The 12,877-nt window shown below is 63.9% G+C and carries 16 protein-coding genes; 1 reads left to right on the forward strand and 15 read right to left on the reverse strand.

Annotation, left to right across the window (positions count from 1 at the left end; genetic code table 11):
• Positions 1–33 precede the first annotated feature (33 nt).
• The 13 genes from virB11 to CVM52_RS05045 all read right to left on the reverse strand — a co-directional run bounded on the left by virB11 (position 34) and on the right by CVM52_RS05045 (position 11,320).
• Positions 34–1,035: a P-type DNA transfer ATPase VirB11 gene (gene virB11, locus CVM52_RS04980; protein WP_067922297.1), complete on the reverse strand. Its 1,002-nt coding sequence runs from the start codon at positions 1,033–1,035 to the stop codon at positions 34–36.
• Complete coding sequence (locus CVM52_RS04985; protein ID WP_100161459.1) at positions 1,032–2,456, reverse strand: TraB/TrbI/VirB10 family type IV secretion system protein; 1,425 nt, start codon at positions 2,454–2,456, stop codon at positions 1,032–1,034. The genes virB11 and CVM52_RS04985 overlap by 4 nt, the downstream gene beginning before the upstream one ends.
• Positions 2,457–2,458: 2 nt before the next feature.
• Entirely contained in the window at positions 2,459–3,181 is a 723-nt protein-coding gene (locus CVM52_RS04990) for a TrbG/VirB9 family P-type conjugative transfer protein (RefSeq protein WP_071974403.1), read from the reverse strand.
• Positions 3,182–3,186: 5 nt separating this feature from the next.
• Positions 3,187–3,867, reverse strand: coding sequence for a VirB8 family type IV secretion system protein (locus tag CVM52_RS04995; RefSeq protein WP_100161460.1), 681 nt, complete (start codon positions 3,865–3,867; stop codon positions 3,187–3,189).
• Positions 3,868–3,884: 17 nt separating this feature from the next.
• The gene (locus CVM52_RS05000) at positions 3,885–4,898 is read right to left on the reverse strand and encodes a TrbL/VirB6 family protein (RefSeq protein ID WP_100161461.1); all 1,014 of its coding nucleotides are present in this window, start codon (positions 4,896–4,898) and stop codon (positions 3,885–3,887) included.
• Positions 4,899–5,327 carry a hypothetical protein gene (locus tag CVM52_RS05005; RefSeq protein WP_240620866.1) on the reverse strand — a complete coding sequence of 143 codons (429 nt, stop codon included), beginning with the start codon at positions 5,325–5,327 and terminating at the stop codon, positions 4,899–4,901. It lies immediately after the preceding gene.
• Between the two features lie 2 nt (positions 5,328–5,329).
• The gene (locus tag CVM52_RS05010; protein WP_071974400.1) at positions 5,330–6,097 is read right to left on the reverse strand and encodes a type IV secretion system protein; all 768 of its coding nucleotides are present in this window, start codon (positions 6,095–6,097) and stop codon (positions 5,330–5,332) included.
• Positions 6,094–7,206, reverse strand: a complete 1,113-nt coding sequence (locus tag CVM52_RS05015; protein ID WP_009804201.1) for a lytic transglycosylase domain-containing protein — start codon at positions 7,204–7,206, stop codon at positions 6,094–6,096. Before CVM52_RS05015 ends, CVM52_RS05010 begins: the two co-directional genes overlap by 4 nt.
• 202 nt (positions 7,207–7,408) lie before the next feature.
• Positions 7,409–9,802, reverse strand: a complete 2,394-nt coding sequence (locus tag CVM52_RS05025; RefSeq protein WP_172839585.1) for a VirB4 family type IV secretion/conjugal transfer ATPase — start codon at positions 9,800–9,802, stop codon at positions 7,409–7,411.
• Positions 9,777–10,055 carry a VirB3 family type IV secretion system protein gene (locus CVM52_RS05030; RefSeq protein ID WP_040609064.1) on the reverse strand — a complete coding sequence of 93 codons (279 nt, stop codon included), beginning with the start codon at positions 10,053–10,055 and terminating at the stop codon, positions 9,777–9,779. Before CVM52_RS05030 ends, CVM52_RS05025 begins: the two co-directional genes overlap by 26 nt.
• 15 nt (positions 10,056–10,070) lie before the next feature.
• Positions 10,071–10,352 carry a TrbC/VirB2 family protein gene (locus tag CVM52_RS05035; RefSeq protein ID WP_040609066.1) on the reverse strand — a complete coding sequence of 94 codons (282 nt, stop codon included), beginning with the start codon at positions 10,350–10,352 and terminating at the stop codon, positions 10,071–10,073.
• A gap of 16 nt (positions 10,353–10,368) precedes the next feature.
• The gene (locus CVM52_RS05040; RefSeq protein WP_100161462.1) at positions 10,369–10,926 is read right to left on the reverse strand and encodes a lytic transglycosylase domain-containing protein; all 558 of its coding nucleotides are present in this window, start codon (positions 10,924–10,926) and stop codon (positions 10,369–10,371) included.
• Between the two features lie 79 nt (positions 10,927–11,005).
• A complete protein-coding gene (locus tag CVM52_RS05045) occupies positions 11,006–11,320 on the reverse strand; it encodes a hypothetical protein (protein ID WP_007120603.1) in 315 nt (104 codons plus the stop codon).
• Between the two features lie 132 nt (positions 11,321–11,452).
• On the opposite strand from CVM52_RS05045, the gene CVM52_RS05050 reads away from it, so the two are divergent.
• Positions 11,453–12,031: a hypothetical protein gene (locus tag CVM52_RS05050; protein WP_007120602.1), complete on the forward strand. Its 579-nt coding sequence runs from the start codon at positions 11,453–11,455 to the stop codon at positions 12,029–12,031.
• Here CVM52_RS05050 and CVM52_RS05055 read toward each other — a convergent pair.
• Together CVM52_RS05055 and CVM52_RS05060 are read right to left on the reverse strand one after the other, a co-directional pair.
• Entirely contained in the window at positions 12,025–12,225 is a 201-nt protein-coding gene (locus tag CVM52_RS05055; protein WP_007120601.1) for a hypothetical protein, read from the reverse strand. The genes CVM52_RS05050 and CVM52_RS05055 overlap by 7 nt on opposite strands.
• Before the next feature lie 76 nt (positions 12,226–12,301).
• On the reverse strand, positions 12,302–12,511 hold the full coding sequence (locus tag CVM52_RS05060) for a helix-turn-helix domain-containing protein (protein ID WP_007120600.1): 210 nt from the start codon (positions 12,509–12,511) through the stop codon (positions 12,302–12,304).
• Between the last annotated feature and the right edge of the window lie 366 nt (positions 12,512–12,877).

A 12,877-nucleotide genomic window follows, 5' to 3' on the forward strand; every position in this document is an offset into this window, starting at 1 on the left:
ATGGTTCCGGAGACCCAGTTCTGCTAACGAGCCTCAAGGCGGCGGCTGGTTTCTGCTTCCAGGCAGATAGAACTCAGTGATCCCCCGTTTGCCCTCGGCCCGCCCCAGCTGCACGATCACATCAATGGATTTCCGGATGTACTCCCGCACTTCAGCGAAGGTCAGCGGTGTGCCGGCCTGCAGCACCATGATCGCCAGCCGGTCGATGGCGAGTTCCGCGGTTTCGGCGTGGATCGTGGAGACCGACCCACCATGGCCAGTGTTGATGGCCTCGAGATAGGTCAGGGCCTCGGCCCCGCGCAACTCACCGACGATGATCCGGTCGGGGCGCATGCGGAGGGAGGCCTGAAGGAGGGCATTGGCGCTGCGTTGCGAACCGGTTCCGCGGTCGGCCAGGAGGGCGACGGTGTTCGGTTGGGCGGGGAATAGCTCGAAGGCGTCCTCGATGGTGATCAGGCGTTCGTGCTCAGTGATATGGGTCAGAAGATGGCGGGCGAAAGTGGTCTTGCCGGTCGAGGTGCCGCCGCTGATCAGGACGTTGAGCCGCGCCTCGACGAGGGTCTGCAGCGCGACCTCGAGGTTTTCTTCTGCGAGACTGGCGATGTTTTTCATCTTCTCGGCGCGGAGCGCATCGAGCGAGACGGCCTTGCCGAAGAGATAGGCCGGGGCGTAGTCCCGGACGCTGCCCGAGGCGAAAAGTCGGATGGTGATCGAGGCACCGCGGTCGATGGCGGGCGGCACGGCGACCTGGACCCGGAGGGGGCGGCCCGCATATTCCACCTTGCCGGACACGAGCGGGTTCTTTTCAGAGACGCGGGCCTTGGCGTCGCCGACGATGGTCTGGGCCATGTTGAGGGCGGTGGTGCGATCCACGGTCTGGCCTTCGTGGCGCATCGTGGCGTCGCCCGCGACCTCGAGCCAGACCTTGCCGTCCGGGTTGACCGCGATCTCGACCACGTCGTCGCGCCGCAGAAGGTCGCGGAACGGATCGAGATATCGCTCGAGATAGGAGGCTGGGCTTTCTGTCCGGGTCAATAAATCACCACATCCCGATCCACGAGCACGGTGACCGAGGCCCCCTGATCGACATAGATCGTCGGCGCGATCGAGACCTGATCGGCGATGACCGACCCGACCGCGTCCTGCAGGTCGCTGCCGACATCTCCCAGGACAATGCTGGTGGTTTCATTGTTGGCACTCTCGGCCGCGACCGCAGGCGCCGCCCCGATCACGGAAATCAGAGCCGCCCCGCCAAAGCGCTCGGCGAACTTGGTATCGACGAGGCCGGTGAGGCCCGACCGGCCGAGCTGGTCCCCGCCGACGGCGGCGATTTCCATCGAGGTGCCGTCCGGGGTCAGGACGCGGGTCCAGAGGATCAGGATGCGCTTCTGGTGCATCTCGATGCCGGAGCGGTATTGGCCAAAAAGGCGGGAACCCCGGGGGATCAGAACCCGGTCCCCGGAGAACGCCGGAACCGGCTCGGAGACGACCGCGACAACGGAGCCCGGCAGATCGCTGTTGATGGCGGTCTGAAGCGCGGCCTGGATGACGGACCCTTGGGTCAGCGTGCGCTCGGGATGGGTGAGACGAGTGGCCTCCTGCACCTCGAGCGGTCGCGCACTCTGCAGGAACTGCTCGTTTCCTGACAGGACCGGGCCCCCGGTTCCAGCGGCAGCAGGATCGGCGACCGCCGCGCCACTTTGGCCACCCCGTGGACCGTCGGCAAAGACTACGGCGGGGGATTTGATCTGCGCGGTCAGAAGCTCCTCTGCAACCCGCTCGGCCTCGCGCTGACGCTGTTCCTCTTCCTGCCTGCGGCGTTCCTCGAGCAGGCGCTGGTCAGCGATCAGCCCTTCGCGGTCGAGCTCGGCCTCGAGCCCTTCCCGCTGCGCCCTCTCGGCATCGAGCATGGCTTGCAACCCGGCGATACGGGACTCGGTCTGGCGTTGCAGGTTGGCAAGCTCGGCCTCCTTTGCTGCCAGCATGGATTCGAGTGCGGCCTTCTGTTCGTCGAAGGCCTCGCGCAGGTCAGCAACGGCGGATTGGATTTCCGAGTTGCGGGCGGCCTGGCTGGCGGCCAGTGCCTCGCGCAGCTTGGCGATCTCGGCCAGCACCTCGGCGCTTGCCTCCGGGGCAGGGGCCGCGGGCACGTCGAGCGCCTCCTCGACAGCGATCAGCGCGTCATTGATCCGTTGTTCGGCCTCATCTGGCGGAAACTCCAACCGCCCGCCCGTGCCGGGGCGGCGGTCCTGAAAGGTCTCGACATCGGAGGTCTCCAGCGCGCTGTCACCTTCCTGCAACCCGGTTGCGAGGAAATACGCGACCCCGGCGCCGCCGAGCGCGAGGGCGGCGGCGAGCGCGCCGACCCCGAGGCTGTTGCCCCGGCGTTTGGATTTGCCGCGCTGGCTAAATTGATCGAGGCGGTCCTGCAGGTCGGGAGGGGTTTGATCGGCCATGGTCAGTTGCTCACGTAGATCGCGCTCTCGTCGCGCCAGGCGCAGATCGCCTCATCGCCGATGCGCAGCGTCCAGTAGGTGTTCACCCCGAGCACGCGGACGGTGTTGCCTGCCTGCGTCCAGTTCACAGTGCGCTCACGGCCTTGGTCATCGGCCTTGAAGAAGGCAGGCTGGCGACCGTTCTCCGGGAAGACGAAATACGTATAGCGCCCGTCGTCGTAGATATGGCTGGGGCGGAAGTCGCCTTCGCCTGAGACGCGGTAGTTGTAATTGCGCGGGGCCTCAAATCCCTTGGGCTGGGTGGAACCCGCCGCGCGGCGCTCCTCGTCGGGGTAGCGGAAGCGCACTTCGAAGAACATGCCGGTGCGGTTCGGGATCGAGCCTTCGCGCAGATGGAACGAATAGGTGCGTCGGTTGGTGATCACCGTCATGTTGGTCGAGGCATTGGCCACATGCGGTTTGATGGTCAGCACGTTGCCCAGCTCGGGGATCGGATCGACCTGGAAGCTTTCGGTGTCGCCAACAATCACTGCTTCAAACCGCTCGCCCGCCCCGAAATGAATCGTGGTCGAATGCCGCAGATCGGTCTCGATCCGGTAGACCTGGTTCTCATTATAGACGGCGGTGCGGATGCGGATATCGAGCGGGCCGCCTTGCGGCGTGGCCTCGGCAAGGGCGGCAACAGGAAGGGCAAGCGCCAGGAGGAGCGCGGGCAGGGATTTCATCTTGGTCAGTTCTCCAGGGTCTCGGCGTCGACGCGGTAGGAAGTCACCACGAAGCCCAAGGGGTTGGCCCAGACGTCCTGAAGGCGCTGGCGGGTTTCGGGTTGGAAGTCGTAGCCGACGGTGGCGACATAGGACCGGGTGACAGTGCGGGTGTCGCGGGGACGGCGCAGCGTGCGGGTGAAGCGCACCTGCGCCACGCCGCGCTCGATCTGATTCACGGATTTGATCACCACCTCGATCTTGGCGTCACGCCCATAGACGGTAATCGGGTAGTCTTCGTTGGTGGAGGACCAGAGATCGCGCAGCGTGCGGGCGGCGTCGCCGTCCGAACGATCGAGCACCGAGTTGATGCGTTGCTCGCCGTCGGTCAGGTCATAGGTCTCGCGGTCATCGACGTAAGCGACGAGATTGGCCTGGATGATGGCATCGCTCTCGGAAAGCGTCAGGGCCTGAACGGCGGCGACCCGGTCCATCTCGCCGGTTTCTTTGTCGACCACGACCACGAAGGTCTCTGTCGTCTTGAGCGGAAAGAGGCTTGCGCCCGCGACCATGCCGGCGACGCCGACCAGCACGCCTGCGGCCGCGACGAACCAGGCGAAGCGCTCGCGCCGTCTTGGCCCGTAGATGAAATCCGCCTCGAACGCGTCGCGGTCGTGGTTTGCGGAACTGGTTACAGTCTTCGTCAAAGTCGTCGTCTTTCACATCAGGGTTTGCGGAAGGCCTTGGCGGCGGAGAGAAGCGCGCCGGGGCTTTGCCGGATCATCTCGCCGGTTTTCACCACACCCGCATTGGCCATCTGGTTCAGCTCATGGGGCGATTTGCCGGTGACGAGGCGCGAGGTTGCGCCGGTGCCGTATTCCCGCGTGTTCACGAAGCCCTGGCGCGCGAGGCCGGTCAGACCCACGGCATTCGAGGCAATGCCCACGACGCCGGTGAGGTTGGAGGCGATGTAGGGGACTGAGGCCATGATCCCGGCGCTGAGGATCAGGATCACGAGGAAGGGCAGGATGAGGCTGACGGTCTCGACATCGCCCGGATCGGCGGAGGCATCGCCTATGGCCTCGGCGATGGCGACGATGATGCCTGCGGCGCCTGCGGCAGCGACCGGCATAAGCGCATAGCCGATGGTGGCGCGGGTCCAGGCCTCGAAGAGGGATTGGGTCGGCTTGAAGAGCGAGGTCACGATCATGAAGGGGGCGATCACGATCATCAGCGCGAAGACGATGCGGGCGAAGGCGATGATCCCGGCGGTGACAGCGGCAAAGACAGCGGAGAGGACGAAGAAGATCGCGCCCAGGACCGCGCCAAAAACCCATCCCGCGCGGTCGCCGATGGTGTCGCCATAGGCGGTGATGCGAGCGACCATATTGTCGAGGCTCTCGTAAACCCCGGCCTCGTCGCCCGAGCCGGTGAGCGCGAGGATCGAGGCGCCTATGGAGTCGGGGACGTCCGTCACAATACCATAGATGACACTGAAATTGTCCCAGCTCTGTGCGAATATGCCCACGAGCGCGATCTTGATCCCGAAGGCAAAGCCGGTGCCGAATGGCAAGGGGCGGAGTTGCATCACCGCGTTGATCCCGAGAAGGACGACAAGGAGGGTGGCCCCTGCCGAGATGACGTTGCCGACCGAGGCTGCGGAAGAGACAAAGCCGTCCTGCGCCACGGTGTTCACCGCGGCGTCGACCTGTCCCAGAATGTCGCGAATGACCCCCATTTACTCTGCGCAGACCTCCGCAACGTGCGCCTCGAGCGCATCGGCCTTGGCGTAGAGATCCAGCACCTTGAACGGCAGGCGCGGGTTGTCCGAAGTCTGGAACCGGGGCAGGGCGTCAAGTGCCTGATCCCAGGTAAATTGGTCCAGCAGGCAGGTGCAGGTTTCCGAGGCGAGCGCTTCTTCGGCGATCAGGATGCGCAGGATCGCGCGGTAACCATTGCGCAGGTAAGCGGTCTCGGCGAGATCGGCGGACGGTTTCGGGACGCGGCAGTCGTCGGCCTCGTCCCGCGCGATAGCCATCGAGGTGAAGGGCCGGTCCTGACCCGAGGCCGGGTCGGGCAAGACGAGAAGACCGACCGGAATGACAAGTGAAAGGCTGAGGAGACCGGCTTCCATCAATGTGAAGCGGCTCGGGGTGCGCTTGGACATTCTCATGGATCCACCGCCATCGAGCGGAACTTGCGTTCATCCGCGAGGGTGGCTGCATCGACGACGCCAAGTTGGCCGGCGCTGACGCCCTGGGCCGCTTCCAGCCGCCAGATCTGGGTCAGGATGATGCCGAGCTCTGCCGTGACGCGGGTGTTGAGATCGACGGCGGCCTTCAGCCCGTCCTGATCGTCGATCAGCCCGACCATGGTCTCGAGCCGCTCGAGGCTTTGGCCCGCTTCTTCATGGCTTTCCTGGGCTGCGACGGACAGCATGGCGCTGGCCCCGGCCGAAGTGGCGATCCGGTTGTCGGCGGGCTGATCGGAGCCCGAAAGCGTGCTCAGGCGCTCCGAGGTGAAACCGCTGCCAGACAAAACCCGCTCGACCGAGGCTGTGAGTTCCGCACCGGGATTGAAGCCGCTCAGGAAATCGCCGCTCGCCAGAGATTGCGCGGTGTTGAGCGGGGCGACCAACTTGCCGCGCAGTGCGCGGAATTCTTCGACCGTGGCGAAGAGCTCACCCAACCCGCTGCCCTCGATGAGCGAGGTCAGTTGCGCCTCGAGGTTTGTGAGCTGCGACAGTTGGGTTTCCAGTTCCAGCCGCATGGTGGCGAGCTGCTGCATCTGGACGTTCAGATCTTCGGCCATGTGCTCGAGTTGCGCGACCAGTTGTCCAAGCTGCGAACCATCGAAGGTTGGCACACCTTGGGCCGCTGCGGGCGAGGAAAACCCAAGCGTGGTGACCGCAGCCACGGTCAGGAGAAGCTGTCTCATTCGGGAACTCCCATTTGCATGAAGTCGCGCTCGGCCAGCCGGTCAGCGACGAGGTGCTGCGCATAGGCCGCCTCGCGCTGCTGGTTTGCCGCCATCAGCCGGACGCGGAGGTTGAGGATGCGACCGATCTCGGCCTTGGCGTAGGTGTTGAGCTCCCAGGCCGCCTTGGCATTGGGTTGCGCGTCGATCTGCAGGATGATCGCGCGCAGGCGATTGATGACCTGCTCTGTGGTGGCGGAACTGTCGGCGGCGTAATAGACGCCGGCCTCGGAGATGCTGGCATACTCGGCCAGCGCAAAGTCCGAGGGCGAGAGCGTGCCGAGCGCATCGGCGCCGCCGACCACGGCAAGGTATTCGTTGTAAAACTTGGAGATGTTGCGCACATAGCCTTGGGTCTCGGCAAAGGGCGGCACGCCACCATATTCGATCACGCGTCCCGGACCCGCGTTATAGGCCGCGAGCGCATGGGGGATGTTGCCGAAGCGATTGAGCTGGGTGGTGATGTAGCGCGCGCCGCCGCGCAGGTTGTCTTTGACATTATAGCGGTCGACGCCAAGATCGGAGGCGGTGCCGGGCATGAGCTGGGTCAACCCATAAGCCCCGACCGGACTTTCGGCGGCGACGTTGAAGCGGCTTTCCTGCTTGATCAGGGCCTGGAAGAGACAGCGCCACTGGGTGGCCGAGAGACCTGCTCGGGCCACACCTGGCGCGCCTGCGAATTCGCCCGCCACCTCGACGATCATCATCTCGACCGTCTCGCGACCGTCGCCGAAGAGGCGGCTGTTCATCGGGCTCGGGTCGGTGTTCGGGTAGACCGCCGCTACTCCGAAATCCGCATTGCCCTCGAGCGCGCGGATATCGACGCCGGGACCGGTGATCGCTGTGGTCATCTCTTCGAGCACACGCAACTGGTCAGCCTGGACATCGGCCAGGGTCGTCTCGGTGCGATCCTTGTCCTGCTGGACGCCCAGATCCTCGGCCAGTGCGGCCACCCGGGCGATGGCGCGCCCGATCGCGGAATTGTCCTGCGTCGGCACGCCCTGGGCGATCGCGGGCAGGGTGCTGAGGCCGAGGCAGAAACCGGCGGATATGATCGCGACGCGGCTCATTCCGGACGGGGCAGGGGCTCGAAGGTGCAGTCGGGCTTGGCCATTGCGTGAGCCGGCGCGCCCATGGTCGAGAAGGACAGGGCGGACCTTGTCACCTGCGGCTCGCCATTGCGTCCGAAGCAGGGCGAGGATTTCTCGGTGTATTTCTCGCAAGCCGAAAGAAGGCTTCCGGCGGCGCAAAGCGCGAGGAGAGGTTTCGAATTCATATAACATGTCTCCAGAAATCAGGATTGGCGCGCCAATCGGCGGGCACACGGGCCTCGCCGGTGGCGCCGCCGCCAAGGATGGGGAGGAGGGTGCCGAGGGCGGAGAGATCGGCATCGACAAAGACGCTGTCGCCCGCCGAGCGCACGAGCGCGATGCGCTGGCCGATTGTGGGCTGCACGAGGAGGGCAGCCTCCTTGGCGTTCACGCGCAGAAAGTCGTAATCGGAGATCGTGGCACGGTCGTTCGGGAAGAGGATCTGGGTCGGGACCGTCTCGACGATGGTCTTGCCGACGCGGCTATCGCGCAGCTGGCTCGGATACTGCGTCATCATGATCACGACGCAGTTCATCTTGCGCAGCGTCACCAGCCAGTTTTCCAGCCGCGCGCCGAAGTAGGGATCGTCAAGCAGCTTCCAGGCCTCGTCGAGGACGATGATGGTGGGGCGGCGATCCTCGACCACACGTTCGATCTGGCGGAAGATGTAGGAGAGCACCGCCATCCGCTCGGTGGTCATGTCGAGAATCTCGGTCATGTCGAAGCCGATGATGTCGGAGGCCAGTTCGAGCCCGGCACCATGTTCCGGCTCGTCGAAGACCCAGCCATAGCGGCCGCCCGGGGCCCATTCGGCGACGCGGGACTGTAGCTCGCCATCGTCGTCGAGCGATTGAAACAGCGTCTCGAAACTCGCGAAGCGCCGGAGCGAGCCCTCGGCATAGGCATTTTGCGCGACCGCGCTCTGGATATGGCGGGATTGTTCGCCCGTGAGGGTTCCGCCCCGGGAAAGAAGGGTCGCCAGCCAGTCCGAGAGCCAGGCGCGGCCCCGTTCGTCGATCTCGGTCATCAGCGGGTTCAGGCCCGTCGGCACGCCAGCGCGGATCTCGTTGTAGCGCCCGCCAAGCGCGCGGACCGCCATCTCGAGGCCGCGATCCTTGTCGAAGAAGAAAAGCCGCGCGCCGACCCGCTGCGCTTGGGCTGCGAGGAAGGCGGTGGTGAGCGTCTTGCCGGTGCCGGTGCGCCCCAGCACGAGCGTATGGCCGACGGTCGGTTCCTTGCCCGGGTTGCCCGCCTCGTGAAAATTGAACCGATAGCCCGAGGTGCCGACGGTTGGCAGGACCGAGATGGTCTGGCCCCAGGGCGATTGGTTGGGGCCGCGCCCCTCGACGCTGCCATGCAGGGCGGCGAAATCCGCGAAGTTGATCGAGGAGATCGGAGTTTTGCGAGCGCGATAGCCAAAGTTGCCGGGGGATTGTGCGAAGTAGGTGGCTTTCAGCGCCATGTTCTCGCGCACGATCACCGACATGATTTCCTGGCCCACGCGCTTGATCTGGGCTGCAGCGCGCTCAAGCGTATCGCGGTCGGGCGCATAGACGGCGATCGACAGGTGATGATCGCCAAAGGCGATCCGTCCCGCCTCCTGATCGTCGGCGGCCTGGCCCAGTTGTTCGCGCAGAGAGACGGCGGCATCGTCGGAGGCGTGCATCTGGCGGATGATCCGTTGGATGCGCTCGGCCATGATGTTGTTCGGGATCGGGCTGAAGGAGTTGGTCAGCACGATGTCGAGAGGCAGGTCGAGCGCGTCGAGCAGCGTGACGTCCGTGAGCGCCGGATAGGTTTTCATCGAAAAGAGTGCGCCGTATTTGACCTGGCCGGTCACGGCGTCGGTCAGGGTGACGACATCGCCGTCGAAGGTCGCGCGACAGTTGCTCAGGGTGTGCGAGAGGGGTAGGGCGCTCTGCCCGAAGGCGATGGGGGAGAAGCTGCCGGCGTTCAGCGTATTGAGGTAGCCCAGCCATTCACCGCCCGACTTCGTGAGCCTGACGGGGTTGGCCGAGGCAAGCGCTACCTCGAAGAAGCCCATGACTTCGTTCAACTCCTGCAGGCGTGTCGCGCGGTCCTTGACCCAGGCCTTGCGGGCCAGCGCACGCAGGAGGGGAATGCGGGCCGAGATATCGGGCCGCCGGATGACGCTGAGATAGAGTTGGCGCTTGGCCGGGCGCAGGTCTTTGACATGGGCCTGCCAGCGCGCATCGATCGCGGCGGCGAAGCTGTCCCCCTCGAGGGGGCGCATTCCGAGATCCTGCGGCACGGAGATGCGGTGAATGTAGAAGCCGAAGGCGTTGCCGGTCTGGGCGACGATGGCAGCGACTGCACGCTTGAGCGCGTCGAGCCGGGCATCTTCCGTGGTCATCGGGTTGAGCCCGTCGAGGCGGAGGGTCGCCATAAGGTCGCCCTCGCGCAGTACCATGACGTCGTCAGCCGCGAGCGCGAAATACGGCAGGTGCTCGGCGAGATAACTCTCCCGCGTGAACTCCCCCCCGCCTGCTTGATGCAGGGCGGCCCCAAAAGTGGAAAGTGTGCCCGCATCAAGCGCCAAAGCTGTCGCCTCCATGCAGGGCCCTGTTCTTCGTCGGACGCACTGATCCATAGGAGACGCGCAGGACCTCGAAGAAATGCGGCTCGCGGTCGGCGACAAACCAGAGGATCGGATAGGCGACGAGACCAATCAGGAAGAAGACCATCGACTTCGTCCAGATGAACGGCAGAACGACCCCGGTCGTCAGCACCACGAGGTATCCGACAGGGAGACCCAGATACTTGGGCGGACGGGCGAGGCCCAGAAAAAGGGGGGATCGTTCTGCCACTGCTCTACTCGGATCTCAGGAGAAGCCGTCGACGATGGTACCGGCCGAGAAGATCAGCACGATCCCGATGATGACCGAGGCGAACCAGCCCCAGTTGAGCCGCCCCATCATGCACATGAATCCGGTGCCGATGACCGCGAGCGTGGCAACCGCGATCCCGATGGGACCGGTCAGCGCGGCCTCGACGGTTTCCAGCATGGTCTGGATCGGTGACAAGTCCTGCGCGAGAGCGGGCGTTGCGAGAGCCGCCAAGGTTGTGGCGATGGGCAAGAGGCGGCTGAGGCAATGTCTGAGCATGCGAAGTTCCCTTGTTTTACTGAAGATCGATAACGACCGGCGCGCGGGCTGGAACCCGGTCTGCGACGCGGATGTCCGGCGCGGAAACAGGTGTACCCGCAAGTCGGGACCGGATCCGGTGGATGCGCGCGATGTAGTCGCGGGTCTCGATGAAAGGCGGGATGCCGGAATACTCGACCACCCGGTGCGGTCCGGCATTGTAGGCCGCGAGCGCCAAGTCGATGTCCTTGAACGTTCCGAGTTGTGCGAGCAGATACCGCGCCGCGCCGTCGAGGTTCTGGGAGGGATCGCGCGGATCGACGCCGAGCGCACGGGCAGTATCCGGCATCAGCTGGCCAAGACCATAGGCATCCTTCGGGCTGACGGCGGTCGGGTTGTAGCTGCTTTCAGCCTCGACCAGGGCGCGGAACAGAATTTGCCAGTCGTCCGCATCAAGGCTGACCTGCCGCAGGGCACGGTTCCCCTGGTGGCGGACGGCAGTCGTGCGGATCAGGGAGAGGGTGTCGTCGCGACTGGAAGGCGGCGTGGCGTCCAACGAGGCCAGAACGACCTCGGCTTCAGCGCTATGTTCCAAACCAGCCCAGGCAGGGCGCTCACCGTGAAAGGTCCAGCCCGAAGTCCGGGCTGTGCCGTCGCGGCCGAAGGCGATAACGTCAGCCGCGCTCCTCGAGGGTGATGCTGTAGTCAGGACCAAAGCGCAGATCGCGCCCGTCACCGAACTCGAGATGATGTTTGAAGAGCCCTGGCCATATGTTGAAATACCGCGGCTCAGGCCCGTGCGGGGTGATCCGGGTCGAGACCAGAATGGCTTCCGGCTCACCCTCGCGCAGGTAGATGCACTGGTAGCGCGGCTTGCCATCGTCCGTGAACCCCACGAGTTCATACCGGCAGCGGAACGCGATGCCCTGTTCGGACAGGTCTTTGACACCATCGATGGTGATCAGGATCTGGTTGCGCGCTATCGGCATGTTCGGACTCTCCCCACGAGAGCCCTTCTACTTCCTGCGCTTAAATCCATAAAGTCATATGGAGTCAATACGACATATTGCAGATAAATACATATTGCGCGATAGTCTGCGCAACTTTTGCGGGAGAGCGACATGAAGCGACAGGCGATGGCAGCGGCGATGGGGGTGATGGCGGTGTTCGGAGCCCCGGGGAAGGCGCAGGCCTATGACATCGACTGCGCCATCATGCTCTGCATGGCTGGCGGCTTCCCCCCGAGCGCAGTCTGTGCACGGGCCTATCGCACTATGATCCGCCGCATCACGCCCTGGCCGAGCCTGCCGCCCTTCGGGGTCTGCACCTTCGCACATGTGCCGGTCGAGCTGGGCGGGCCCGGCGGGGAGGGCGAGCTCGACACCACTCTGCCCGAATACGAATGGCTGAACCGCACCCATGTGATCTGGTTCACCGGTCAAGCCTATAGAGAAAGGGGAGGTGAACAGTATTGGGACTGGTCTCTCCGTTCCTGCGACCGAGAGAACCGCACCTGCCGGTACATCCAGCGGGTCTACCGATCCCACACGCCCTGGCCCGAGGCATTCGTATCGGAAGGCGGTCAGGAGATCGCCTATCCGACCGGCGGAGGTTCCTCGTACTTCTATTTGCGCAGTATCATGGTTGAATACGGCGACTACGAGGGCAACATGGGCCACTCGGAGTGGTTCTCCTACTGATCCGAACGGTCTGATGCCTTCAGGGAAACTGGGCGAAGCTCGACCAGACAAGCATCAAAGCGTTCTGGATCGACATGCCAGCGGCGGCTCACCGAGCCATCATTCCAACGGTAATCGGTGAACAGGTGAATCTCCTGCGCACCGTCGTTCAGAAACCCGTTCTGGAAGGGCCAGCCTGTCTTCTTCTTACCCATCGAACTCTCTGCACTCCATTTGACTACCTCTTGAGACGTTCCGCTCCAGGACGCATCAGGGGCTGGCAAAAACTGGCTAGCGTTTTGTGAAGAGCTCTGCTGGATCTACGTTCAGTGCTTTGGCGATACGTTCGAGAAGGTCGAGGGAGGCCGCGAACTTGGCGTTCTCGAGCTTGCCCATATGGCCGCGACTCACATCGGCCCGATGAGCAAGCTCCTCCTGGCTGAGGCTGCGGGCGCGTCTCAATTCCTGGATGTTTAGTGCTACACGGTCCCGCAAGTTCATGCCGTTGAAACGGACACGATGCGCGAAATATCGCCACGCGATATATGTTACATTCGGAAGTGCAGAGAAGAAATCTTGGGATGGCGCGAGATCGCCGGAATGGAATGCCTGCCGAAACGCAGGTCACGTGATGATCCGTCTCGCAAACATTATGGGCCGTTCAATCGTTCTTTCAGGAAAGGGCGGCACCGGAGAGAGGTTCCGGTACCGCCAGGGTATCGCCCACAGGGAGGTGGTAGAGGGCGAATTCTACACGGAAAATTTGGGGTCGACCAATAATCGCGTAATCATGATTATGGTAATTTTTAGGCTGTCACGGCACCTCAGACAGCTTCGAGTGCGATTGCAATTCCCTGTCCCACGCCA

Source organism: Pseudooceanicola lipolyticus (assembly GCF_002786325.1).
GTDB classification, from domain to species: domain Bacteria; phylum Pseudomonadota; class Alphaproteobacteria; order Rhodobacterales; family Rhodobacteraceae; genus Pseudooceanicola_C; species Pseudooceanicola_C lipolyticus.

Excerpts from the sequence above, each read along its gene's own strand:
- CVM52_RS04985 (WP_100161459.1), bottom strand. The coding sequence starts at position 2,456 with ATGGCCGATCAAACCCCTCCCGACCTGCAGGACCGCCTCGATCAATTT.
- CVM52_RS04990 (WP_071974403.1), bottom strand. The coding sequence starts at position 3,181 with ATGAAATCCCTGCCCGCGCTCCTCCTGGCGCTTGCCCTTCCTGTTGCC.
- CVM52_RS05000 (WP_100161461.1), bottom strand. The coding sequence starts at position 4,898 with ATGGGGGTCATTCGCGACATTCTGGGACAGGTCGACGCCGCGGTGAAC.
- CVM52_RS05005 (WP_240620866.1), bottom strand. The coding sequence starts at position 5,327 with ATGTCCAAGCGCACCCCGAGCCGCTTCACATTGATGGAAGCCGGTCTC.
- CVM52_RS05010 (WP_071974400.1), bottom strand. The coding sequence starts at position 6,097 with ATGAGACAGCTTCTCCTGACCGTGGCTGCGGTCACCACGCTTGGGTTT.
- CVM52_RS05015 (WP_009804201.1), bottom strand. The coding sequence starts at position 7,206 with ATGAGCCGCGTCGCGATCATATCCGCCGGTTTCTGCCTCGGCCTCAGC.
- CVM52_RS05025 (WP_172839585.1), bottom strand. The coding sequence starts at position 9,802 with ATGGAGGCGACAGCTTTGGCGCTTGATGCGGGCACACTTTCCACTTTT.
- CVM52_RS05035 (WP_040609066.1), bottom strand. The coding sequence starts at position 10,352 with ATGCTCAGACATTGCCTCAGCCGCCTCTTGCCCATCGCCACAACCTTG.
- CVM52_RS05045 (WP_007120603.1), bottom strand. The coding sequence starts at position 11,320 with ATGCCGATAGCGCGCAACCAGATCCTGATCACCATCGATGGTGTCAAA.
- CVM52_RS05050 (WP_007120602.1), top strand. The coding sequence starts at position 11,453 with ATGAAGCGACAGGCGATGGCAGCGGCGATGGGGGTGATGGCGGTGTTC.
- CVM52_RS05055 (WP_007120601.1), bottom strand. The coding sequence starts at position 12,225 with ATGGGTAAGAAGAAGACAGGCTGGCCCTTCCAGAACGGGTTTCTGAAC.
- CVM52_RS05060 (WP_007120600.1), bottom strand. The coding sequence starts at position 12,511 with ATGAACTTGCGGGACCGTGTAGCACTAAACATCCAGGAATTGAGACGC.